The 24182-nt window shown below is 64.6% G+C and carries 20 protein-coding genes and 1 pseudogene; 13 read left to right on the top strand and 8 right to left on the bottom strand.

The features are described 5' to 3' along the window. Positions 1-27 precede the first annotated feature (27 nt). The 4 genes from AYK61_RS15225 to AYK61_RS15210 all read left to right on the top strand — a co-directional run bounded on the left by AYK61_RS15225 (position 28) and on the right by AYK61_RS15210 (position 5489). Positions 28-318, top strand: coding sequence for a hypothetical protein (locus AYK61_RS15225; RefSeq protein WP_121871401.1), 291 nt, complete (start codon positions 28-30; stop codon positions 316-318). A 69-nt stretch (positions 319-387) separates the two neighbouring features. Next, on the top strand, positions 388-1089 hold the full coding sequence (locus AYK61_RS15220) for a type 1 glutamine amidotransferase domain-containing protein (protein WP_121871400.1): 702 nt from the start codon (positions 388-390) through the stop codon (positions 1087-1089). Positions 1090-1197: 108 nt separating this feature from the next. Continuing rightward, on the top strand, positions 1198-3513 hold the full coding sequence (gene lon, locus AYK61_RS15215; RefSeq protein WP_121871399.1) for an endopeptidase La: 2316 nt from the start codon (positions 1198-1200) through the stop codon (positions 3511-3513). 110 nt (positions 3514-3623) lie between these two features. Next, entirely contained in the window at positions 3624-5489 is a 1866-nt protein-coding gene (locus tag AYK61_RS15210) for an ABC transporter ATP-binding protein (RefSeq protein WP_121871398.1), read from the top strand. A gap of 2 nt (positions 5490-5491) precedes the next feature. Here AYK61_RS15210 and AYK61_RS15205 read toward each other — a convergent pair whose 3' ends face one another. From AYK61_RS15205 to AYK61_RS15195, 3 genes and pseudogenes are all read right to left on the bottom strand, one after another. Then, a complete protein-coding gene (locus tag AYK61_RS15205; RefSeq protein WP_121871397.1) occupies positions 5492-6481 on the bottom strand; it encodes an iron-siderophore ABC transporter substrate-binding protein in 990 nt (329 codons plus the stop codon). Between the two features lie 86 nt (positions 6482-6567). After that, positions 6568-7781 (bottom strand): annotated as a pseudogene (locus AYK61_RS15200) (lipase family protein). A 226-nt stretch (positions 7782-8007) separates the two neighbouring features. After that, positions 8008-10278, bottom strand: coding sequence for an ATP-dependent DNA ligase (locus AYK61_RS15195; RefSeq protein ID WP_121871396.1), 2271 nt, complete (start codon positions 10276-10278; stop codon positions 8008-8010). A 59-nt stretch (positions 10279-10337) separates the two neighbouring features. Between AYK61_RS15195 and AYK61_RS15190 the strand changes: the two genes are divergently transcribed. Then, entirely contained in the window at positions 10338-10766 is a 429-nt protein-coding gene (locus AYK61_RS15190) for an SRPBCC family protein (RefSeq protein ID WP_032378553.1), read from the top strand. Between the two features lie 155 nt (positions 10767-10921). On the opposite strand, the gene AYK61_RS15185 is transcribed toward AYK61_RS15190, so the two are convergent. Together AYK61_RS15185 and AYK61_RS15180 are read right to left on the bottom strand one after the other, a co-directional pair. Next, positions 10922-11326: a hypothetical protein gene (locus AYK61_RS15185; protein WP_121871395.1), complete on the bottom strand. Its 405-nt coding sequence runs from the start codon at positions 11324-11326 to the stop codon at positions 10922-10924. Beyond that, the gene (locus tag AYK61_RS15180; protein ID WP_121871394.1) at positions 11319-11699 is read right to left on the bottom strand and encodes a hypothetical protein; all 381 of its coding nucleotides are present in this window, start codon (positions 11697-11699) and stop codon (positions 11319-11321) included. Before AYK61_RS15180 ends, AYK61_RS15185 begins: the two co-directional genes overlap by 8 nt. Before the next feature lie 248 nt (positions 11700-11947). On the opposite strand from AYK61_RS15180, the gene AYK61_RS15175 reads away from it, so the two are divergent. The 8 genes from AYK61_RS15175 to AYK61_RS15140 are packed head-to-tail and all read left to right on the top strand — an operon-like array spanning position 11948 to position 19363. Then, complete coding sequence (locus AYK61_RS15175; RefSeq protein WP_027495238.1) at positions 11948-12472, top strand: MSMEG_0572/Sll0783 family nitrogen starvation response protein; 525 nt, start codon at positions 11948-11950, stop codon at positions 12470-12472. 27 nt (positions 12473-12499) lie between these two features. Further along, positions 12500-13573 carry an MSMEG_0568 family radical SAM protein gene (locus AYK61_RS15170; RefSeq protein WP_121872778.1) on the top strand — a complete coding sequence of 358 codons (1074 nt, stop codon included), beginning with the start codon at positions 12500-12502 and terminating at the stop codon, positions 13571-13573. Position 13574: 1 nt separating this feature from the next. Continuing rightward, entirely contained in the window at positions 13575-14987 is a 1413-nt protein-coding gene (locus tag AYK61_RS15165; RefSeq protein ID WP_121871393.1) for an MSMEG_0567/sll0787 family protein, read from the top strand. Next, positions 14984-15877 carry a carbon-nitrogen hydrolase family protein gene (locus AYK61_RS15160; RefSeq protein ID WP_121871392.1) on the top strand — a complete coding sequence of 298 codons (894 nt, stop codon included), beginning with the start codon at positions 14984-14986 and terminating at the stop codon, positions 15875-15877. The genes AYK61_RS15165 and AYK61_RS15160 overlap by 4 nt, the downstream gene beginning before the upstream one ends. Further along, complete coding sequence (locus AYK61_RS15155; RefSeq protein WP_121871391.1) at positions 15870-16160, top strand: MSMEG_0570 family nitrogen starvation response protein; 291 nt, start codon at positions 15870-15872, stop codon at positions 16158-16160. The genes AYK61_RS15160 and AYK61_RS15155 overlap by 8 nt, the downstream gene beginning before the upstream one ends. Before the next feature lie 11 nt (positions 16161-16171). Beyond that, a complete protein-coding gene (locus AYK61_RS15150; protein ID WP_121872777.1) occupies positions 16172-17446 on the top strand; it encodes an MSMEG_0569 family flavin-dependent oxidoreductase in 1275 nt (424 codons plus the stop codon). Positions 17447-17453: 7 nt separating this feature from the next. Further along, positions 17454-18305: a carbon-nitrogen hydrolase family protein gene (locus AYK61_RS15145; RefSeq protein ID WP_121871390.1), complete on the top strand. Its 852-nt coding sequence runs from the start codon at positions 17454-17456 to the stop codon at positions 18303-18305. Continuing rightward, positions 18302-19363 (top strand): MSMEG_0565 family glycosyltransferase, encoded by a 1062-nt coding sequence (locus AYK61_RS15140; RefSeq protein WP_121871389.1) that lies wholly within the window; start codon positions 18302-18304, stop codon positions 19361-19363. Before AYK61_RS15145 ends, AYK61_RS15140 begins: the two co-directional genes overlap by 4 nt. Here AYK61_RS15140 and AYK61_RS15135 read toward each other — a convergent pair. Genes AYK61_RS15135 through AYK61_RS15125 form a run of 3 tightly spaced genes read right to left on the bottom strand, consistent with a single transcriptional unit; the run spans position 19345 to position 24090 of the window. Further along, a complete protein-coding gene (locus AYK61_RS15135; RefSeq protein WP_121871388.1) occupies positions 19345-20376 on the bottom strand; it encodes an adenylate/guanylate cyclase domain-containing protein in 1032 nt (343 codons plus the stop codon). The two genes, AYK61_RS15140 and AYK61_RS15135, sit on opposite strands and share 19 nt — an antisense overlap. After that, positions 20369-21796 (bottom strand): HAD-IB family hydrolase, encoded by a 1428-nt coding sequence (locus AYK61_RS15130; protein ID WP_121871387.1) that lies wholly within the window; start codon positions 21794-21796, stop codon positions 20369-20371. The genes AYK61_RS15135 and AYK61_RS15130 overlap by 8 nt, the downstream gene beginning before the upstream one ends. Continuing rightward, complete coding sequence (locus AYK61_RS15125; protein ID WP_121872776.1) at positions 21793-24090, bottom strand: glycerol-3-phosphate 1-O-acyltransferase; 2298 nt, start codon at positions 24088-24090, stop codon at positions 21793-21795. The genes AYK61_RS15130 and AYK61_RS15125 overlap by 4 nt, the downstream gene beginning before the upstream one ends. Positions 24091-24182 lie beyond the last annotated feature (92 nt).

Here is a 24182-nt window from a genome sequence, read left to right as displayed (position 1 = left end):
TCGAAAAACTCGAACAGAGGGGGACATATGCAGTTCTTGGTGTTGAGTCGCCGCCGCGTCGAGCAGTACTCGGACGAGGATTTTGCGGCAGTGCTGCCGAACGAGACCGATGCGGTTCGGACGCTGTATGCGGATGGGGTCGTGCGTCAGATCTGGCTCCGTGGTGACGTGGCGGGCGCTGCTTTCGTCATCGAGGCCGAGAGTGCGTCCGACGCGCAATCCACGATCGACGCACTGCCGATGGCGTCGTCCGGGCTGTCCGAGTTCACGCTGATTCCGCTCGCTCCCTACCGCGGATTCGGTCCTGTACCGACCTGACCCGGTTTCGATCGTGCGTCTGCGTGGCATGCACATGGAAACCCCCCTACGCACGTAAAGAGGCAAACTATGACGACCTTGCTGTTCGCAGTCACCGCTGCCGACCACTGGACCCTGAACGACGGCACGAAGCACCCCACCGGGTACTGGGCCGAGGAGCTCGTCGAGTCCCATCGCACGTTCGTCGACGCAGGCTGGGACATCACGGTTGCGACGCCGGGCGGTAAGGCTCCGGTCGTCGACGAGGGCAGCTTGGCCGTCGATGCCAACGGCGGCGACGAGGAGAAGGTGGCGGATCAGAAGAGCTACCTCGCCTCGATCGAGTCGATCCTGTCCTCGCCCGCAAAGCTGGAGGACCAGAAGGCGTCCGACTTCGACGTCGTCTTCGTGCCCGGTGGTCACGGGCCGATGGAAGATCTCGCCGTCTCCGAGAGCTTCGGGGCGCTGGTGGTCGACTTCCTCGACTCGAACAAGGTCGTCTCCGCGGTGTGCCACGCGCCTGCCGCCCTGCTCCCCGCCGTCCGCAGCGACGGAACCTGGGCGTTCGACGGGTACGAGCTCACCGGATTCACCGACGAAGAGGAGACCCAGGCCGGTCTCGCCGAGAAGGCTCCGTGGTTGCTCGAGGCCCGGTTGCGCGAGAACGGCGCGAAGTTCGACTCCACCGACGCGTGGGCACCTAACGTCGTCGTCGACCGAAATCTGTACACCGGTCAGAACCCGGCATCGACGCGTCCCCTCGCGGAGAAGCTGGCCAGCGCACTGAAGTAGCCGGAGAGGGCGGTCGGATTTCTGCCCACGGAGAACAACGGACATCGACGGGAACATCACTACTGCTTTCGAAGTTGAGCCCCTGTAGCTCAATCCTTTGGAGGAGAAGTGACCGAAACCGTTCGTGTCCCCGTACTGTTCCTGACCGATCCGATCGTCCTGCCCGGCATGGTGGTGCCCGTAGATCTCGACGAGGCAGCGCGTGCCGCCGTCGACGCCGCGAAGGCGAGCAACGACGGCACGCTGCTCGTCGCGCCGCGTCTCGAAGACCGATACGCCGCGTACGGAGTCCTCGCCACGATCGTGCAGATGGGACGCCTCGCGGACGGTCGCCCGGCCGCTGTCATCAAGGCCACGCGCCGCGCGCACATCGGCCACGGAGTCAGCGGACCCGGGGCCGCCCTGTGGGTCGAGGCCGAGACCGTTGCGGATGTGCCCCCGAGTGACGACCTCAAAGCCCTGGCAGCCGAATACAAGCAACTCGTCGTTGCGATGCTGCAGCGCCGAGACGCGTGGCAGGTGATCGACTCGGTCAACAAACTCACCGACCCGGGCGCGATCGCCGACACGGCCGGCTACGCGTCGTATCTCACCGACGTACAGAAGCGGGACCTTCTCGAAACCCCGGATGTGGCAACGCGTCTGACTTCACTCATCGAGTGGACCAAGACTCACCTCGCCGAAGTCGAGGTCAACGACAAAATCTCCGGCGACGTTCGCGAGGGCATGGAGAAGACCCAGAAGGAGTTTCTGCTCCGGCAACAGTTGGCGGCCATCCGCAAAGAACTCGGCGAGGACGAGCCCGACGGTGCCGACGACTACCGTGGCCGCGTCGAGGCTGCGGATCTGCCCGAGAAGGTGCGCGAACAGGCGCTGCGTGAGGTCGGCAAACTGGAGCGGGCCAGCGATCAGAGCCCCGAGTCGGGCTGGATTCGCACCTGGCTCGACACCGTGCTGGATCTGCCGTGGAACAACACCACGACCGACAACAACGACATCGATTCTGCACGTGCAGTTCTCGATGCCGACCATCACGGGCTCGACGACGTGAAGGATCGTATTGTCGAGTACCTGGCCGTCCGGGCGCGTCGCTCCGAGCGTGGTCTGCAGTCGGTCGGTGGGCGTGGGTCCGGTGCCGTCATGGTGCTCGCAGGTCCGCCCGGAGTCGGCAAGACCTCGCTGGGCGAGTCGGTGGCCCGTGCGCTCGGTCGACAGTTCGTGCGCGTCGCTCTCGGCGGCGTCCGCGACGAGGCCGAGATTCGTGGGCACCGTCGTACCTACGTCGGCGCGCTGCCGGGCCGGATCGTGCGGGCCATCGGCGAGGCGGGATCGATGAATCCGGTTGTCCTGCTGGACGAGATCGACAAGGTCGGCTCGGACTATCGCGGCGACCCCAGTGCCGCTCTGCTCGAGGTGCTTGACCCGGCGCAGAATCACACGTTCCGTGATCACTACCTGGATCTGGATCTCGACCTGTCCGACGTGGTCTTTCTCGCTACCGCCAACGTGATCGACCAGATTCCCGGGCCGTTGCTCGACCGCATGGAATTGGTGACCATCGACGGCTACACCGAGGACGACAAGGTCGTCATCGCCCGGAACTACCTGCTGCCCCGTCAGATGGACAGGGCGGCAATCACATCCGAGGAGGTGACAGTCACCGACGCTGCGCTGCGCAAGATCGCGGCCGACTACACCCGTGAGCCGGGCGTGCGGCAACTCGAGCGATTGCTGGCCAAGGCGCTGCGTAAGGTCGCGACGAAGTTGGTGGGCAGCACGGATGTCCTGAAGATCGACGAGTCGGACCTGGTGACGTACCTCGGTCGCCCGCGGTTCACTCCCGAGGCGCACGAGCGAACCGAAGTGCCGGGCGTGGCAACGGGTCTCGCGGTCACAGGACTCGGCGGAGATGTGCTGTTCATCGAGGCTGCGGCGACCGACGGTGACGCCCGGCTCGAGCTCACCGGTCAGCTCGGCGACGTGATGAAGGAGTCCGCACAGATCGCACTGTCCTACGTGCGCTCGCACGCAGCACAATTCGGCGTCACGCAGGATTCTCTCGATCGCAGTATTCACGTGCACGTTCCGGCGGGCGCGGTGCCGAAGGACGGTCCGTCGGCCGGTGTGACGATGGTGACTGCCCTGGTGTCGATGGCTACCGGGCGGCCGGTGCGCTCGGACGTCGGCATGACCGGTGAGGTCACGTTGAACGGTCGGGTGCTGCCGATCGGCGGGGTGAAGCAAAAATTGCTGGCTGCGCAGCGTGCGGGACTGAAGACGGTGTTCATTCCGGCGCGCAACGAACCGGATCTGGACGACGTGCCCGCAGAGGTGTTGGAGGCGTTGGATGTTCGCCCGATGACCGAGGTCGCCGACATCCTGGCGCTCGCGCTGGAGCCTGCGAAGGCAACTGCTGCGGCGTAGTACCGCATCGATCGCCCAGCAGGGGCAGGTGGCATCGACCGCCTGCCCCTCCCGTCGGTCTCGAGTGCCGCGCTTGACCTCGAGCTATGTCGAGGTTCTACGTTGGTGGGATGAGTATGGAGATGACCGCCTGGAATCAGATGTATCGCACGATGAACAGGCCCGACACCCAGTCGTCGTTCTCGAAGGAGACGGCCCGCAGGATCCTGACGTTCGCGGCACCGCATCGCCGCGCTCTCGGCGGATTCCTGGTGCTCAGCGTCGCCTTGGCCGTACTCGCCGTGGCCACGCCGGTATTGGCCGGACGGGTGGTCAACGCGATCGTCGACGGACGAGAACTACGCGTGGTGGTCCTGCTGGCGGTGGCGATCGCGGCGATCGCTCTGGTGGACGCGGTGGTCGGTCTGATCAACCGGTGGCTCTCGGCGAACATCGGCGAAAGCCTGATCCTGGATCTGCGGACCGCGGTGTTCGACCACGTGCAGCGCATGCCGATCGCGTTCTTCACACGAACCCGCACCGGTGCGCTGGTGAGCCGGCTCAACAACGACGTGATCGGAGCGCAGCGCGCGTTCAGCACCACCCTGTCCGGTGTCGTCAGCAATCTCGTGACCCTGGTGCTGACGTTGGTGGTGATGATCGGAATCTCCTGGCAGATCACCCTTCTCGCATTGGTCCTGCTGCCGGTGTTCGTGCTTCCCGCTCGCCGGATGGGTCGACGCCTCGCGCGGCTGCAACGTGAAGCGGCAGCACACAATTCGGCGATGAGTACGCAGATGACGGAGCGTTTCTCGGCGCCGGGAGCAACACTGGTGAAGCTGTTCGGTCATCCCGAGCAGGAATCGGTCGAGTTCGCGGTGCGGGCGGCCAGGGTGCGCGATATCGGGGTGCGCAGTGCCATGGTGCAGACGGTGTTCGTCACGGCGCTGACGCTGGTCTCGGCACTGGCGCTCGCTGTGGTGTACGGATTGGGCGGCTTCTACGCCCTCAGTGGGAGCCTGGACCCGGGTTCGGTTGTGGCACTGTCGCTTCTGCTGGCGCGGTTGTACTCACCGCTGACCGCGCTGGCCAGCGCCCGCGTGGAGGTCATGAGCGCGTTGGTGAGCTTCGAGCGAGTCTTCGAGGTTCTCGATCTCGTTCCGTTGATCGCCGACAAGCCCGACGCGAAAGTTCTACCGCCAGGGCCGGTGGCCGTCGAACTCGACGATGTGCGGTTCGCGTACCCGTCCGCAGACAAAGTGTCGCTCGCCTCGCTCGAGGAGGTCGCGACCCTGGATTCCCGCGGGGGAGAGGAAGTTCTGCACGGTGTGTCGTTCCGAGCCGAACCCGGCCAGATGGTCGCGCTGGTCGGTACGTCTGGTGCGGGCAAGTCCACGATCGCGCAGTTGATCGCACGGCTGTACGACGTCGATGGCGGTGCGGTCCGGCTGGGCGGCGTCGACGTGCGGGACCTGACGGCCGAATCCGTCTGCGGCACAGTGGGAATGGTGACACAGGACGGGCACCTGTTCCACGAGAGCATCCGGTCGAATCTGCTGCTGCCGCGGCCCGACGCCACCGACGACGAACTGTGGGACGCGCTCTCGCGGGCGCGGCTGGCGGACCTCGTGCGTTCCCTGCCCGACGGCCTGGACACCGTCGTCGGCGAGCGCGGGTATCGACTGTCCGGTGGTGAGCGTCAGCGCCTGACGATCGCACGGTTGCTGATCGCGCAGCCGCGGGTCGTCATCCTCGACGAGGCAACGGCCTCGTTGGATTCGACGTCGGAGGCCGCGGTGCAGGCCGCGTTGGCCGAGGCGCTGGAGGGCAAGACGTCGGTGGTCATCGCGCACCGGCTCTCGACCATCAGAGCTGCGGACGTGATCCTGGTGATCGAGGACGGGCGAGTCGCCGAACGCGGCACCCACGACGAGCTCCTCGCAGCGGGTGGCCGCTACGAGGAGCTGCATCGGACGCAGTTCGCACAGGCGGAGTGACCTCAGGAAACCGGGTCCGGGACCACGGTCGCTGGGTCGTCGTCGGTTGCGGCGGCGAGCATCGGGGTGAATCCGTCGATCGCGTAGTCCAGCGACAGTGGGCTCGAGTAGCCGAGGGCCGAGGGGAGATCCGTGCTGAAGGAGCCGATGTAGACGGTTCGGTCCTGTCGAACGACGTCGAGGGCGGCGAGTAGTGGGTTGGCCTGCAGCTGCTCGCGGCCCTGGCCGGCGATGACCAGGACGTCGGTGTCGAGTCGGTCGAGGTTCTCTTCACTGATGGTCTCGGAGGCGTCGGGAATTTCGAAGCCGAGGTCGGTGAAGAACAGGGCGCGGATGTCGTCCCTGCCGAGAAGCAGGTAGCTGCCGTCGTCCATGACGAACGCGAGAGTCAGTGACTTGCCGGTGAACTGGGGGTTCTCGGCTTCGGTGTCGGCGAACTTCTGCTCGAGCTCGGCCGTCTGGTCCTGAGCTTCCTGCGACTTGCCGAGGGCTTCGCCGACGACGGCGAACTCCCGCTGCCAGGTCGCGGCGGGTACGTCGTCGTAGCCGCCGATGTCGGCGATCGTGGGGGCCATCCCGGAGAGGGTGTCGTACTGGCCCTGGTCGATGAAGGAGTACGGGCCGAGGATCAGATCGGGTGCTTGCGCCGCGATCTGCTCGAGGTCGAGGTCTGTGCTGCCGACTTCCGGGATCTCGGTTCCCCCCAGCGCTGCTTGCGCCCAGGGGCGCTGCCGGTAGTCGTAGCTCAGGTTGCCGCGTGTCGCGACGGGTTTGACGCCCAGCGCGAGTGCGAAGTCCTGCTCGTTGAACCCGATCGTCACGACGCGGGTGGGCTCGGTGTCGATGACCGTCTCACCGAATCGGTGATCGATGGTGACCGGGAAGCCGGCGCTGCTACCGGGGCTACCGGATGCGTCGGTGTCGGACGAACAGCCGGCTGCCAGTGCCAGAACGGATGCACCGGCGGCGACGAGCTGGACGGACTTCTTCATGTGATCTCCTCGCTACTGAACCTAGCGAGGTTAGCCTAACCGACCCGTTGAAGCTTTGATCATGTGCCAGGGGTCGGGCGACCCGATCAGCAGTTGGACGTAGCCGGTACTCCGGCGAATCGCTGGTCGATCCACTCGAGCGCCTGAGGTAGGCCGAGCACCGCAGCAGTCAGATGATCGTTGCTGGGCACCTTCACTTCGGTCACCAGCACTCCGGCGCGGCAGTATCGGGCGAGCGTGTTGTCGATCGCGCTGACCGGAATCAATGCGTCTGTGGGGCTGTGCCACTCGAAGTACGGTGCCTTCGGTACGCCGGGATACAGCTCGACGCTGTTGTCGTTGACGGCGGCGATCGCTTCCGGGCTGCTGATCAGGTCCAGCGTGCCCGCTACCTCCATGGCGCTCTTGCCTGCACCTGCCGCGATGATGTCGTTGGTGCACCCGTTTTGCATCTTGCTCTCGATTTCCTTACCCAGCGGGTTCAGTTGCGAGCTGATCGGGATGCGGGTGGGGTACTCGCGTTCGATACCGAGCGCGGCAGCGAACGCCAGACCGAACATGGGGTGCGGGGCGAACCCGAGATCGCGGGCCATGCGCTCGAGGTTCATCGGAGCGCCACCGTTCGCGCTGCCGACGATGTTCAGCTCGGGCGCGTAGTCGTTCTGAAGCGCAGCTGCCCATGCCGTGGCCATTCCGCCGCCGGAGTAGCCGGCCAACGCAACCGGGCTCTGCTGAACCTGGATGGGATCGAAGCGCTGAGTGGCGCGAATGCTGTCCAGCACGATCTGCCCGCCGAGCCTGGCTGCACCGTAGGCGCTGTTGGGTCCGAGGTGATCGGCGATGACGACCGTCCAGCCACGCTGCAGTACTGCATTGAGAGCGGGTGCCTCACGAATCATCAAATTCGGGTCGTTGGTCCAGAGCGCTTGTGAAGGTGCACATTCGAGACCGAGGGCATTGATGATGTGTTGGTAGGAAAGCACCGGACCGTTCGGCGCTTTGTTTCGTGGAACCAGCACGGTATTGATTGCGGCGATGGGATTTCCGGCCGAATTGGTGGAGCGGAAATTCAGCTGCCACACGTCCACGCCGAAGAATCCGGGGGCGGTGGCATCGGGCGGCTGGAGATCACGTCGCCCGGTGCGAGCGCATCGAGATCCACAGGCGGAGAGTAGAAGCCGTCCGCGATGGGCGACGGGAACAACGGCGCCGCAGCTGCTTGACCTGCACCGACAAGTGACGAACACAGGACTGCAACTGCCGTCATGCTGACAGCGCCTGCCAACTTGAGAACCCGCATATGGTAAACCCCTCCGTGCCTGAACCGAAGCGACGAGCGCTGCGGCGATCTGGCAAGCCCCCGTAGAGCCGGCCCGCAAACCGTTATAGCTGATGATGCGTGACTTGTTACGCCCCCCCGGTAACGATGGGCGCAACGGTACGCATCCGCTCATTTTATGGCAACCGAATGTTACCTACCCTCGTTTCTTCGATCGGGTCCAAGTTTTTCGTCCGGTGCATCCATGTCATTCCTGGCGCACCGCCTTCGGTTCCTTGTCCGGGCGCAGGCCGCGCCAGCTCGGATGCCGCAGATGACCGGATTCCGTGGTCTCGTAGAACCGCACCTCGCCGACGAGTACCGGCTCGACCCATACCGCTCCGTTCCGATCGGCCGCGGGCAGCACCGAAGAGAAAGGACTGTCCGACGCCTCGAGTGGGGCGAGTAGGGCGGCGAGCGTATCGAGCGCACGGTCGTCGAACCCGGTTCCGACGCGTCCCACGTAGCGCAGTCGGTCTCCGTCGGGAATGCCCATCAGCAGTGAGCCGAACCCTCCGGAACGACGACCCTGCCCTTTGCGCCATCCACCGATGACGATCTCCTGTGTTCGCCAGTTCTTGAACTTGATCCAGGTGTGGGCGCGTTTGCCGGGTTGATAGACGGAGTCGGTGCGTTTGGCGACGACGCCTTCCCAGCCCCGTTCTCTGCTTTCGGCGATGGCGTCCGCGGCGGTCCCCGTCAGCCGCGGTGGCACCAGTACCGAGTCGAGTCCGGTGGTGAGTAGTTCCAGCAGTCGTCGTCGATCCGAGTACTTCTTGCGCAGCAGTGACGTGCCGTCGAGGTGGAGCAGATCGAAGGCGATGAATCGGATGTCGTCACGGGTGGCGTTCTGCAGTTTCTCGAAGCTGCTGACGCCGCCGTCGTCGAACACCACGACTTCTCCGTCGACGACGGCGTCGTGCTCGGCCAGGTCGTCCGCGAAAGATTGGAGTGCGCCGAACTTCTCGGTGTAGTCGTTGCCACTCCGCGTGCGCAGTGTCATCGAACCGTGCGTGAGTTCGGCGACGATGCGGAACCCGTCCCACTTGCCCTCGAACGACCACTCGTCGTCCGGCAGATCGAGGATGTCGCCGGCGGTGGCGAGCATCGGTGAGATGTTCTTGGGCTCGGGCTTGTCGGGAGCATCATTCATCAGGTGCATCAACCACTGGCTGCCCTTGGTGCGGATCAGTGCGAACCGCCCGCGCGCCTTCTTTCCGTGCAGGACGACGATGACCTCGTCGTCTCGCCACTTCTCGAGCTCGTAGGTTCCGCTGTCCCAGATCGAGACGTCGCCGCCGCCGTACTCGCCCTTGGGTATCCGACCGGAGAACGTCGCGTATTCGAGTGGGTGGTCCTCGGTGTGTACCGCCAGCCGGTTCTGCTTCGGGTCCACCGGGATGTTCTTCGGGACGGCCCACGAGACCAGGACGCCGTCGTGTTCGAGTCGGAAGTCGTAGTGCAGCCGTCGGGCATGATGCTCTTGAATCACGAACGTGTCGTTGTTGCCCTGCGGTTCGGTGGTGGTCGGTATCGGCTCGGGGGTCTTGTCGGCGCTGCGCATGCTGCGGTATTTGACGAGTTTGTCGGTGGTGCTTGTATTTTCGTTGTGCGAGTCCATCTCGGGGTCCAGATCGGCCAGTGGATCGCCGACGTCCGCGAAACGCTCGAGGACCTCCTCGAACCGAAGCTGTTGCAGGCCGGTCGCTTCCAGCTCGTCCCACGTGCGTGGTGCTGCGACGGTGGGGAGTGTTCGCCCGCGCAGCGAGTACGGTGCGACCGTCGTCTTCTTGCCGTTGTTCTGGCTCCAGTCGACGAACACCCGCCCGGTTCGTTTCGCTTTCGCCATCGTTGCCGTAACCCGGTCCGGTGATCTTTCCTCGAGCAGGGTGGCAACACGTTTGGCGACGGTGGACGCGCCGGAGGTCGACAGCGGTTTCTCCAGCGGCACGTACAGGTGAATTCCCTTGCTGCCGCTGGTGACCGGATATGCGGTCATCCCGATATCGCCGATCAGATCCCGTATCTCGCAGGCGACTTCGGCGCATCGGGCGAGATCCACGTCCTCGCCGGGGTCGAGGTCGAAGACCATACGGGTGGCCGGTCCTGGTTCGGTGCCGTCGAACCGCCACTGTGGCACATGCGCTTCGATGGCCGCTTGTTGACCGAGCCACGCCAGATCGGCTGCAGTGGAGAACAGTGGGTAGGTGACGACGCGGTCGGAGTGTTGCATCGAACGCCGATCGAGCCAGTCGGGTGCGGACGCGGCGAGGTTCTTCTCGAAGAAAGATGACTGGTCGACGCCGTTCGGCCAGCGCTTACGGGTCACCGCGCGGCCGGTGAGGTGAGGAAGCATCGCAGGTGCGATGGTGGTGTAGTACTCGATGATGTGGCTCTTGGTGGTGCCGGTTTCGGGGAACAGCACTTTGTCGAGGTTGGTGACGGAGACCTTCCGACCTTCGATCTCGAGCGTGGCCATCCTCTCAGGTTAGTGGTCGCCGTCAGAACCTGCGGGCAACTTGTGACAGGGTCGATGTCATGGCGACGATCAGTGTCTCGGTGCAGATGCCCGAAAATCCGCAGGGCGCGTGGGACAAGGCTTCCGCGCTCGATCGGTTCGACGAGTGGATGACCATCCACGGCGGGTGGTGCAGTCCGCCACCCAAGAAGGTCGGCAAGGGCACCGAAGTGGAGTCACTGGTGAAGGTGAAGGGCTTCAAGAACACGATCAACTGGACCTTCACGCAATACGACGAGCCCAAGCTGATCGAGATGTCCGGCCGCGGCAAGGGCGGGGTGAGAATCTCGCTGACCGTCCATGTGCGTGAGGCCGAGGGCGGATCGGAGCTGACGCTCGACGCGAAATTCGGCGGGGGTGTGCTGTTCGGTCCGGTCGGTTCGGTGGTGGCGCGGGCACTGGATACCGATGTCAAGAAATCCGTTGCGAATCTGGCGGCGTTGAAGTGACGCATACTTACTGAAGTAGCTGCACGACAACCTCTTCCAGCCCCGCACCGTTGTTTGCCCGGAGACGAAGACTGCACGGGATGCTCCACTCGAGGCCTCGATCGAGGGAATCCCGCGCACGACCGGTCCGAGTGGAGCAAAAATTGCCGAGACTCCTATTGCTGTCGAGTCTTGCGCAACCACCACAGTCCCGCGATGGGGAGCACCACCGGGATGAACACGTATCCGGATCCGAAGTGCGACCACACCGTCGGCTCCGGGAAGTCCTGGGGCTGGATGTAGCTGAGGGTGCCGATCCCGATGACCCCGACGAGTTCGATGATGCAGGAGACCGTCACCACTCGTCGGGATGCTTCGGTTGCTCGGGCCAGTCCTACCGTGGCGACGATGTAGACCACCGCTGCGAAGGCCGACAGCAGATACGCCACCGGTGCGTCGTCGAATCGTGTGGTGAGCTGCACGATCGAGCGTGATGTGGCGGCGACGGCGAACACGGCGTAGACGGCGATGAGGAAGCGCCCGAATCCGGTACGCGTCGCTTGCTGCAGGTTGTCAGGCATATCCGGCCCAAATCTGGCTCAGGCGCAGCACCATGGCCGCGAGGGTGAGGACGGCAACGAGGAGCACCGCTGTGCCGCCGCGGGAGCGGTCGCCCAGGGACCACCACGTGCCGAGGGGGAGCAGGAACAGCAGCCCGACGAGGTAGGACCCGAATGTCAGCCGGTGTATCTCGCGATCCGAGGTGAACATCATGGCGAACCCGATGACGGCCTGCAGTGCGACGACGGCCTCGGTGGCGGCGATGGTCCAGAACAGTGCGCGATCGGACTTGTTCTTCAGCAGGACCGGTCGGTTCATGGCGAGCTTCGCGAGCACCCAGATGCCTACGACCAGGGACAACGCATACAACAAGCCGGTGACGGCGCCGATCATCGAGTTCCTCGTCAAGTTCGTGGTGGATGGGTGGTTCGGCCTCCACACTATCCGCGTAACGCCACGTCAACACTGTGAGGCCCTCGAAACACGGCGTTGTTCCGGGTGTGACCAATCGGAAATGGATGGGGCTTGTACTTGTCCTATGGCCGCAGAGGATCTGCTCTCTCGCCGGACATGACGCTTTTCTCGGATGGACATCGGTGTCCACCGCATTCAGCCCGCTCTGCGAACCTCAGGAGACACCCGTGTCAGACCTCGATCAGTCCATCGCCGAGAACATCAAGAAGTCCCTCGAAGAGATCCCGCACCCTTCACTTCCCAAGGGCAGCAACATCTACGGTTCCACCAAGATCTTCCCCGACTACAAGGCCGAGAACGGCGAAAGCTACTTCACGTTGGTGCACGGCATCGCCCACGAGTCGTCGGTCTCCTTCGTCGCTGTGCTCCAGGCAACGCGCGCTCTGCGTAAGGGCTTCGAGTCGGCCATGTACTTCTACGGTCCCGGCGCTATCAATTGCCTTGCCACTCGCGGCTTTCCGACCACCGGTGATTCCGGTTTCCCGGGCGAGCAGAACATCAACGATTCGCTCGCGACCTTCATCGCCGAGGGCGGCACCGTGTTCTGCTGCCGTTTCGGGCTCGCATTGCACGGTGGCCGCGAAGAGGACCTCATCGAGGGCGTCATCCCGGCACACCCCTTGGACGTGCAGGACGCGTTGATCCACTACGCGCGCAAGGGTGCCATCATCAACTCCACGTACATGGTCTAGGGGCCGACCGTGGCCCAGGAGCGGAGCCTGCAGGAGCGACCCGAAAACACGGTCTCTACGCGCGTGGATCTGGCGCTGCTCGGTATTCGAGGAGCCACGCCGGTGTCCAGAACTGCCGGTGCAGGGCCGAGTGACGACGGACATGTCCGCATCGACGGCCTCGGCGCAGCCATCCCGCGCAACCCGCTCAGTCCGTACGTCCTCGAAGAGGGTCGAGTGCTGTTCGACGGCAACGACATCGGGCTCGACGTGCAGGCCGTCGACCGCCCGCAGTTCTACGACCTGGAAACCGCCGACGGTATCGCCTACGAGAAGATCGCGAAGCTGCACGGCTCCAGCGTTCTCGCGACCACCGTGGTGCAGACCTGCATCCGCTACGACGCCGATCAACGTTGCCGCTTCTGCTCCATCGAGGCCTCGCTCGAAGCCGGCGACACCATTGCCGTCAAGACTCCGGCGCAGTTGGCCGAGGTGGCCGAGGCGGCGGTACGGCTCGACGGCGTCGCGCAGATGGTCATGACGACGGGCACCTCGGCCGCGAAGGATCGCGGTGCCCGTCACTTGGCCCGATGCGTGCGAGCCATCAAGGCTGTGGTTCCTCAGCTGCCGATTCAGGTGCAGTGCGAACCTCCCGGCGATCTCCGGACAATTCAGGATCTGTACGACGCCGGAGCAGAGTCGATCGGCATTCACGTCGAATCTCTCGACGAGAACGTTCGACGCCGGTGGATGCCGGGCAAGGCCTCGGTCTCGATGGACGAGTACCGCGCTGCGTGGAAAGAAGCGGTTCGGGTCTTCGGACGCAACCAGGTCTCGACGTACATCCTGGTGGGGCTCGGCGAGAATCCGGACGAATTGGTAGCCGGGGCAGCAGAACTCATCGAGATGGGTGTCTATCCCTTCGTCGTTCCGTTCCGTCCGCTCGCCGGAACGTTGGCGGTGGACGTCGACCGAGCGACGGCCCCCGGCCGAGACGTGCTCGAGAACGTCACCCGACGCGTCGCCAAGGAACTTCAGGCCGCGGCGATGCTCGGATCGGACCAGAAGGCAGGCTGCGCGGCATGCGGTGCGTGCAGCGTCCTGCAGAATGCGGGGGGCTGAGATGTACAGGGTGGACGCGCAGGATCTTGCCGGATTGTCCGGTACCGCAACCTCTGTCGTCGAGCCCCGGTTCATCGTCCAGCCGTGCGGAAGTGCAGCGCAGCGGGACTCCTATCGTGCGCTCCGGAGAGCGACCTTCGTTGCCGAGCAGGGCTTGTTCGCCGGCACCGATCACGACGACGTCGACGACGATCCGCGGGCAGTCGTTCTGGTCGCCACCGATCGGGACGGCACGGTGCTCGGCGGAGTGCGGCTGGCACCCTGTACCGCAACGGATCTGGGGTGGTGGGCCGGAAGCCGCCTCGTGGTCTCTGCCTCTGCGCGTACGTCCGGCGTCGGGCCTGCCCTGGTTCGGGCAGCCTGCGCCCATGCCGAGAGTCGAGGCGTGCTTCGCTTCGACGCGACGGTGCAGAAGAGCAACGAGCAACTGTTCACCCGCCTCGGGTGGATTCGCCGCGGTGACGTCGAGGTGGCGAACACCCCGCACGTGGCGATGTACTGGCCGATCGACCGCATAGAACGTCTCGTCTCCTCGACCAAGGCGATGCTCGCCGGAGTCCTCGCGCCCCTGAAGGCGCAACCACTCGGTCTCGGTGCCAAAGGCTTTCGCGGCGACGACGGCGTTCCGGTACCAGGTGGTGACATGATCGCCGCGTGCGATGCCATCATTCCCTCCATGGTCGACCGCGACCCCGAGTGGGCCGGCTGGTGTGCGGCGCTGGTCAATCTGAACGACCTCTCGGCGATGGGCGCACATGCCGTCGGAATGCTCGATTCCGTCGGAGCACCCACGCAGAGTCGGCTGACCCGCATCATCCGTGGTCTCGCCAATGCCTCTGCGGCATGGCAGGTTCCGGTACTCGGTGGCCACACCCAGGCCGGGGTGCCGTCGTCGCTGTCGGTCACCGCACTCGGCCGGACCTCACGGCCGGTCCGTGCGGGCGGGGGAAGCGTCGGCGATCGGTTGACGCTCACCGCGGACATCGAGGGCGAGTGGCGACGCGGATACCATGGCCAGCAATGGGATTCGTCCTCTCGCCGGAACTCCGACGAACTGACGGCAATGGCGTCGTTCGTCGCCCGCGCCGCACCCAAAGCCGCCAAGGATGTCTCGATGGCGGGCCTGGCCGGCACCACCGGAATGCTCGCCGAGGCGAGCGGAACCGGTGCCGTACTCGACATCGCCTCGATACCGAAGCCCGACGCAGCGTCGATGGGCGAATGGATCACGTGTTTTCCAGGGTTCGCGATGATCACCGCGGACCGTCCCGGTGCAGCTACTGCACCGTCCGGACCTGCACTGTCCGCAGTCTGCGGAGAGCTCACCGATATTCCGGGTGTCGCGCTGCGATGGCCCGATGGAATCACCACTCGCGCGGTCACGTCCACCGTGACCGGATTGGGAGAAGCATGACCACCCACCCGAAGCCTGTCACCATTTCCGTCGCCGCAGCCGAGTTCGGTCGCGACATGGAACAGGGTTACGCCACCATCGCCGCGTTGCTCGAGGAATCACGCAACCGAGGCAGCCAACTACTCGTCCTGCCCGAGGCCTGCCTCGGCGGCTACTTACCGAGCCTCGGCGGCGGCGACGAGACCGAGGAGTCGCGACAACGCCGGCTGAAGGCACTGCCTCCCGCCCTCGAACTCGACGGACCGGAGATCAGGCGCGTCATCGACATGGCGGGCGATACCGTCATCACGTTCGGCTTCTGCGAGAAGGACGGCGACACCCGCTACAACGCCGCCGTGACGGTCGACGGCAGCGGCATTCTGGGTTCCTATCGCAAGGTGCATCAGCCGCTGGGTGAAAATCTCTGCTACGACGCGGGAGACAGCTACTCCGCCTTCGACACTCCGATCGGCCGCATGGGCATGCAGATCTGCTACGACAAGGGATTCCCCGAGGCGGCAAGGGAACTGGCGCTCGACGGTGCCGAGATCGTCGCGTCCATCTCCGCCTGGCCGACGGCACGTACTGCGACTGTCGAGAACATGGAAGAGGACCGGTGGAAGCAGCGGTTCGACATCTACGACCGAGCCCGCGCGCTCGAGAACCAGATCATCTGGGTCGCAGCCAATCAGGCAGGTACTTTCGGATCTCTTCGGTTCGTCTGCAGCGCAAAGATCGTCGGGCCCGGCGGAGAGATCCTCGCGGGCACGGGCGTCGAACCGGGCTTGGCCACGGCCACCGTCGACGTCGCTGAACTCATCGGTGCCGCACGGGGCGGCGGCATGTACAACCTTCGTGACCGCCGGCCGTCCGTGTACCGGACCATCACGAAGGAGCCGATCCATGCCTGAGATGTCATTCCTGGTTCGATGGCCCGACGGTCGCGAACAGTCCTGCTATTCACCCTCTCTGGTGATGCACGACTACCTGACGCCCGGGCAGGACTACCCGGTGGCGGAGTTCGTGCAGCGGACGTCGGAGGCACTGACGATCGCCAGCGATCGAGTGCTGGCCAAGTTCGGGATGCGGTGCACCTCGGCCGCGCAGCAGATGGAGGAGATTCACGGTGTCAGTACCTCGTACGAGGCCGGTGCCGTTCGTGTACTGAGCATGTCGGGAGCTGAATTGCTATGAATCCGAACAGCGTGACAGAGCACCACGCCGTGATCGTCATCGGCGGCGGCCAGGCCGGCCTGGCCATCAGCTGGCATCTGACGCAGCGTGGCATCGAACATGTCGTGTTGGAGCGCGAGACCATCGCGCACGAGTGGAAGGACTCGCGCTGGGACAACTTCACTCTCGTGACGCCGAATTGGCAGTGCGCACTTCCCGGATACTCCTACGACGGTGACGATCCCGACGGATTCATGCAGCGCGACGAGGTCTACGCCTTCGTAAGACGCTACGCAGACAGCTTCGATGCGCCTGTACGAGAACATGTTTCGGTCGACCAAGCTCTGCAGGGCCTGGATGGTGGCTTCGACCTGCAGACCTCCGCCGGCCCCATGCATGCCGACCAGATCGTCGTCGCCGTCGGTGGGTATCACATCCCCACCATCCCGCGGTTCGCCGAGAAGCTACCTCGCCACATCGTCCAGATGCACTCGTCCGATTACCGCGGTTCACACCAGTTCCCGGACGGAGACGTACTGGTGGTGGGCACCGGACAGTCCGGTGCCCAGATCGCCGAGGACCTGCACCTCGACGGCCGACGCGTCCACCTGGTGGCCGGCACCGCTCCCCGCGTCGCACGCTTCTATCGCGGCCGCGACTGTGTCGCCTGGTTGCACGACATGGGGGTCTACGATGTCTCCATCGAAGATCAACCCGGTGGCGTCGGCAAACGCGAGAACACGAATCACTACGTCACCGGACGTGACGGTGGTCGAGACATCGACCTGCGCGCATTCGCCACCGAGGGCATGAAGCTCTACGGCCGACTGCTCGGTGTCGAGGACGGCGTTCTGCAGTTCGCACCCACTCTCGGAGCATCTCTCGATGCAGCGGATCGGGTGGCCGAAAGCATCAAGGACAACATCGACGCCTACATCGAGCGCGAGGGAATCAGCGCTCCCACCGAGGATCGCTACGTGCCGGTGTGGCGTCCGGAGATCGAGACCACCGAACTCGACCTCGCCACTGCGGATATCAAGGCCGTCGTCTGGTCCGTCGGCTTCCGCACCGACTACCGGTGGCTCAAGGTCAGTGCCTTCGACGGTGAAGGGCACCCGACGCACAATCGCGGCGTCACCTCGGTGCCGGGCCTGTACTTCCTGGGCCTTCCGTGGCAGCACACCTGGGGTTCGGGGCGCTTCGCCTCGGTGGCCCGGGACGCGCAGTTCCTCGCCGACCAGATCGGTCTGGAGATCAGTGCAGTACAGTCCCGAAGCTCAGCGCAGCCGCAGAGCCAGATGGTCTGAGTCCCCATTGGCCCCCATCAAGATCGGCGCGCTGGCAGCACATTTCGGGAGAGATGTCGACCGGGCCGTACTGAAGATCACCACGATCATCTCCAGTGCGGCCCGAGAAGGCATCGATCTCCTGGTGCTGCCCGACGCGTCCCTCGGGGGTTACATCAACAGCCTGAGCAATCCGGATCCCGCGGAACTGCCGCCCACCCTCGATCCCGACGGACCGGAACTGGCGGCGATCATCGCTGCGGCCGGAGACATGACGATCTGCATCGGGTACACCGAGCTGTCGAAAGGGTTGCGGTACAACGCTGCCGCGTGTCTGACGGGGGACGGCATTCTGGGTAGTCACCGCAAGGTGCACCAGCCGCTCGGGGAGTCGCTCGCCTACGCGGCCGGTGACCGGTTCGAGGCCTTCGATACCCCGGTGGGGCGGATGGGGATGCTGATCGACTACGACAAGACGTTCCCGGAGTCGGCGCGGACGTTGGCACTCGATGGTGCGAGAATCATTGCGGCGCTGTCCGCGTGGCCCGCAAGCGTCACCGATAGGGCGTCCTCGCTGCCGAACGATCGGCAGTCCCGTCTGTTCGATCTGTACGACGCGGCCCGGGCGGCCGAGAACCAGGTGGTGTTGGTCTCGTCCAATCAAACCGGGGTGATGGGTTCCCTGCGCTTTCTCGGGCAGGCGAAGATCGTGGGCCCCGGTGGCGACGTCCTGGCGCGGACCTGGTCCAAAGGTGGCCTCGCGGTGCACGAGATCGATGTCGATGCAGAGGTCGACCGAGCTCGACGGGGGCTGCATCACCTGGCGGAACGTCGCGTGGACGCATATCCGAATCTGTTGCAGGAGAAGCCGGGTCAGTGAAGATCAGTCTGCTGACCTACTCGTCCAAGCCGCGCGGTGGAGTGGTGCACACGCTGGCGCTGGCGGAGGCACTGGCGCGCGCCGGGCAGGACGTGTCTGTGTGGTCGCTCGGCCGCGGCGGAGACAGCACGTTCTTTCGTACCGTCGACCCCGCCGTCGACATCAGAATGGTCCCGTTCGAGCATCGGGACGGTGAGAACGTCGGAGAACGAATTCTGCGGTCCATAGATGTTCTGCGGCAGGCCTTCACGTCGGACGAGTACGACATCGTCCATGCGCAGGACTGCATCTCCGCCAACGCCGTCGGCCGCTGCATCAGGACCATCCATCACCTGGACGAGTTCACCACGCCCGAGCTGGCCGCATGTCACGAACGCGCGATCACCGCCCCGTATGCACGCATCTGCGTGTCGGCAGCGGTGGCCGGCGATGTTCACCGTAGATGGGGATTCGAGCCCACGGTCATTCCCAACGGCGTCGACGCCGAGAGGTTCACCGCAGCTGCACAATCCGGACGATCACACTGGCGCGAGAAGCTCGGCCGATACGTGCTCGCAGTGGGCGGTATCGAACCACGCAAAGGCAGTCTCGATCTGCTCGACGCCTTCGCGCGGCTGCGTGCGCACGATCTGCGACTGGTGTTCGCCGGCGGCGAGACGCTGTTCGACTACCGCGACTATCGGACGGAGTTCGACCGCCGCGCAACGGAACTCGGTATCGAGCCGGTGATACTCGGTACCGTCGACGACGACGAACTGCCGCACCTCGTGGCGCAGGCCGCCGTGCTGCCGTTCTTCTCCACCAAGGAGGGTTTCGGACTGGCTGCCATGGAGGCTCTCGCTGCGTCGACTCCCGTCGTCGCGCGAGATCTGCCGGTACTGCGGGAAGTGTTCGGAGACAGCGTTACCTATGCGTCCACGGCGCAGGCCATGGCGGCCGAATTGGAACGTGCGCTCGTGGCACCGCTGGACTCGTCGCCGGGGCTGACTCTGGCGCGCAGCCTGACGTGGGACGAGGCCGCGCGTCGTCACCTGGAGTTCTACTCCTCGCTCCGGTGACCGCTGCGTTTGTTGCGCTTGAGTCGATGGGGCTTGAGCTTGTGGAAACCCTTGACCCGTAGCGAGCGGACCGATTTGAGGTAGAACTCGGAATCGTGCCGCAGTTCCTCGGTCATGACGGTGTCGACCAGGATCGTTCCCGGATTGGACGAACTGGTCAGGCGCGCAGCGATGTTGACCACCGAACCGTACAGGTCCCCGTAGCGGGCGAGAACCGGGCCCCAGGCCAACCCGACCCGCAGGTCCGGCATGTCCTCCTGCTCGGCGAATGCGTCCTGCAGGTCGAGGGCGATGTGGGCGGCGTCCTCGGGCGTCTGCGCGCTGAACATCACCTCGTCCCCGACGTTCTTGATCACCGAACCACGCCCGCGCGCAATGATATTGGTGGCCAGTGACTCGAACTCCTCGAGGAGCGTCGTCAGTTCGCCGATGTCGAGTCGACGTGTCAGGCTGGTGTAGCCGACCATGTCCGCGAAGCCGACGGCCATGACGGGGCTGTCGGTGGCGTCGTCGGGAGCGGCGATGGACCGTCCGGCCGCCGCGGCCAAGTGCCGACGCCAGGTATACGCCTGGAGCGCTTCGAGGGTGGGGACCGTCTCGGCGGCGATGTCCCTGGCGTTGCGCCGGATGGCGTCGATGTCGTTCTGGTCTTCCTCGCTGCTGGTGATCCGCTCGAGGATGTGAGAGTTCACCACGCCCACTTGCCATTCCGCGAGCCTGGACATCGACTGGCCGAGAGTGCGCGCAATAGCGACCTCCATCTCGGACTTGATGACCTTCTGCTCGGTGAGTCCGGTGATCAGCTTCAGTGCCTCGAGGTCCGCGTCGGTGTAGACGACCGCCTCGGTGTCGGTGTGGATCGGAAAGCCCATACCGATCCACAGCGCGATGACCCGTTCGAGCGGCAGCCCCGACCTGCTGACGATGTCGGATCGGGTGTACTTCGGCGTGCCCCCCAGGAGATTGCGTTCGATCTCCGCTTGCACCACCGAGTTGATCTGGTTCTCAGGCATATCCCAACGTTCTGTCGAAATAGGAACGGACATCGTCCACGTACGCGTCGATCTTCTCGGGCTCCCAGTCCGTGGTGGGAATGGGCTCGCCGACGGTGACCTTGACGGTACCGGAATGGACGGTGAAATCCTTTTTCCACATCACGTCTCCGGCATTGTGGATGACGATCGGAACGATGGGCACTCCGGCCTGCATCGCCAGGTGGAAGCCGCCCTTCTTGAACCGGCCGAGACGCGACGTCGGCATACGCGTGCCCTCGGGCGCGATGGCGACCGAGATGCCACTGTGCAACTTCTCTATGGCCGGACGCATCGCCTCCCGCGCCTGAGAGGGATCGCCACGGTCGACGTAGGCGACGTCGAAGATCCTGCCCAGCAGGGCGAATCGCGGGTCGCGCTCGAGCTCGCGCTTGGCGACCGCGGTGATGTCCCGTCGGAGAATGGAGGTGACGATGATCGAGTCGGCGGTGCTCTGATGGTTGAACATGAACACAGCCGGCCGCGCCGACCACGCGTTCTCGGTGCCGGTCACGTCGAGTTTCACTCCGGCGATGGTCAGCGCGATGTCCGGCGCAATGGTGCTGGTGATGTTCGCTCCGGTGCGGCGGCTGCGTGTCAGCAGTCCCAGGCCGAGGCCGATCGACGCGCTGGCCAGCACCGACCCCAGAGCGGCGGTGCTGCGCACGGCGGAGGTCAGATCGGTGCCGCGCTTGGGACTCTCCAACGTCAGCGACGGCCACTTCTTCTTCGCCGCGTACCGCTGTAGTTCGGGATCCGGGTTCAGTGCGACGGGGCGGCCGACGGCCTCGAGCAGTGGCACGTCCTCACCGCCGTTGGAGTAGGCGAAGCAGCCGGCGAGAGCGATTCCCTCACGGTCGGCGTAGTCGATCGCGGCCTGTGCCTTGCGTGGTCCCCACAGCGAATCGCCGACCAGCTCCCCGGTCAGTATTCCGTCGGTGACCACGGGAGTGGTGCACAACAGTGTCTCGAACATCATGTCCTGCTGGACCGGCAGCGCCTGGTACGGCGTGGCCGAGGTCGCCATCACCAGTCGATGCCCGGCGTGGCGGTGGGCCTCGACGAGGATGCGGGCTTGCGGGTAGATCATCGGCGCGATCTCGTTGCGGAACAGCGTGTATGCCTGTTCCATCAGATCCTCTTCCCGACGGCCCTCCAGACCGCGGACGGCCTTGCCCATCAGGTTGTCGACCGGGGAGTTGCGCATCCGCATCTCGACGACGGCGCTCGATATCTCCCACAGTTCCTTGACCGTCACGTCGAGGGTCTTGAGTCGTTCGAGAAACACTGCACGGGCCGAGAACCCGTTGATCAGGGTGCCGTCGAGATCGAAGAACGCAACGGTGTCTCGGCCGGGTGGAGCGGCGGCGATCGCGATCAGTCGATCGTCGAACTCGGTCATGAATTGTTCTCCTCGGGGGCCGAGATCGGTTCTACCTCGCGCAGCATGCGGTGGGCCATGTCGCGGATCGTACGCACCTTGCGCGCCCACTCGTCGATCTCGAGTGCAAAGTCTCGCCGTCGGCGTGCGATACCGTCGGAACTGGAATCGACGAGATCGCGATTTGCCGCCAATTGCAGTGCGGTATCGAATAATTCGCCGGAGATCGATTCGCTGTGATCGAGCTGCTGACGAAGCCGTCTGGCCTGAGCGGCACCGAGGCATTCCGCGATGAACTTGGGCTTGTCGAACTCACCGCTCTGAGGCAGCAACATCAGCTGATCGGCAACCACTTGATACGCCTCGAAGATCGGCTGCAACACGCGGTGCGCCAGATGCAGATCCTGTGACTGAAGTTGTCGCGCAGCGTAATCCGGGTCGCTGATGTGGGCGCGCCAGTCCGGATCGATGAGATCGACCTCGGATTCGAGCCGTTCGCCGAAGTCCTTCTTGTCGCCGAAGAAGAACTCGAACTTGAGCAGATCGCGCAACTGCAGTGCCGACTGCCACAGAGATTCCTGGGTCAGTGGCGCCGAATCGCCGCTGGTCGGCAGAACGACCAACTCGCCGATGGCGCGCATGACGAAGAAGTGGATTGCATTGTTGCGGAAGAACGCTGCCACCAGGTGCTTGTCCTGAGCCAGATAGAACAGGGGCTCGGGGCCGTCGTCGAAACGCTTGACGACGTTGGCGTTGACCTGTGCGATGACGGCCGAGCGGACGACGTCGACGTCGGCGATGTCCACTCCGCCCGCGGTGGGCAGGTTGCGGCGTTTGATGTAGCGGGCCAGCGGGGCGATGATGGCCCACATCTCGTTGACGTTGAGGGCGCGATCCTCGATGCCGAGCAGGGCCATGGTGACCAACGCCGCCGGAGTCACCGGAGTCGCGTCGTTGATCGCGTGGGAGACGCCGAGCGCGATCTTCTGCACCGCCACCCGCTTGTCGGGGTTGTCGGCGACGATCGACGCGACCGACATCGGCTCGCCGAAGTTGAGGTACACGTTGCCGCGCAACGTGCCCTGTGCGCGGATGTAGCCGATGGCCATCCGGATGCCCTCGGCCTGCTTCTTCGCTCCGTGCGATTCCTCGGCCATCGCGCCGACCTCGTGCAGACGGTCGTAGGTGATGGACGTCGGAACCAGATAGACGTCCTCTGCATCGCTGGTCTCGAGTGCGTCGACCAGATAGGTCAACAGGCCGAACCGCGGCGGGCGGAGCTTTCCGGTGCGGCTACGGCCGCCCTCGATGTACCACTCCAGGTTGAACCGCTTGCTCAGCAGGAAGCTCATGTACTGACGCAGCGTCCACTTGTAGATCGCGTCGGAGAACTTGCGCTGAATCAGCACCACGCCACTGCGTTTGGCGATCGGACCCAACGGCCAGAAGCCGACGTTGATGCCGCCCATGACGTGGTTGAGCGGCAACCCTTCGGCCAACAGCGCCGGACGCAGCACGAGCGGGTCGAGATAGGAACGGTGATTGGGCAGGAACACCAACGGATAGTTCTTGTTGAGTTCGCGCACCTTCTGCAGTTGATCACGGTCCACATCGACCTTGTACGCCCGAGAGAAGTACGCCCCGAGCGTTCCCCACATCTCGACTGCGCGGCGGGTCTCGGTTGCGACCATCTCGCCGAGGATGTCGTGGACGCGCGAGTCGACGGCGTCGCGATCCTGACCGACTTCCTCCGCGAGCTCGGTGATGCCGTCCCGGAACTTCTTCTGCTCGGTCATGTCCTCGACGACGAAGCGCGGGATCTTGTACTCGGAGCCGATGACGCCGCGCTCGGCTTTGTCCAGAGCCAGACTGGCCTGCCGCAGAATGAACGACGACAGTGACGTGCCGCCGCCGCGCTCGAACCGATCCTGCAGATCACTGAGCGTCGCGGGCTCGCCGACGAGAACTGCGGAGTGGTCGGGATCGTCGCCCGCCACCCATCGCTGCCATACCTGCGTGGGCTTGGACCGACCACGGGGCGCGAAGATCCGGTGCAGTATTCCGCTCTTGCGATCGGACAGCGTCACTCGAAGCGGGATCAGCAGCGGATCGTCGGCGTAACCGCGAACACTGTCCGACAGAGACGTTCTCGCCTCACCGGAGAGCACCACCGAGGGTGGACGGGGCTCGCCGTCGGGAGTCGTGGCGTCGATCCACTGATTCAGAGCCTGAACCTCGAGGGTGGATTTGGCATCGAGCAAATACACGTGCGGACCGTCGCTGAGCGACTGCTCGTCCGCGTCGAGGTGGTACATCGAGACTCCTGTTCCGTACCTGCGCAAGAAGGCACGCCGCCAGGCTACGCGGCAGAAACCGCGCGCGAGGGCGGTTCGGTGAGGTGGCTCCG

It is taken from the genome of Rhodococcus sp. SBT000017 (genome assembly GCF_003688915.1).
GTDB lineage: Bacteria > Actinomycetota > Actinomycetes > Mycobacteriales > Mycobacteriaceae > Rhodococcoides.
This window is presented reverse-complemented; position numbering and strand designations above follow the sequence as displayed.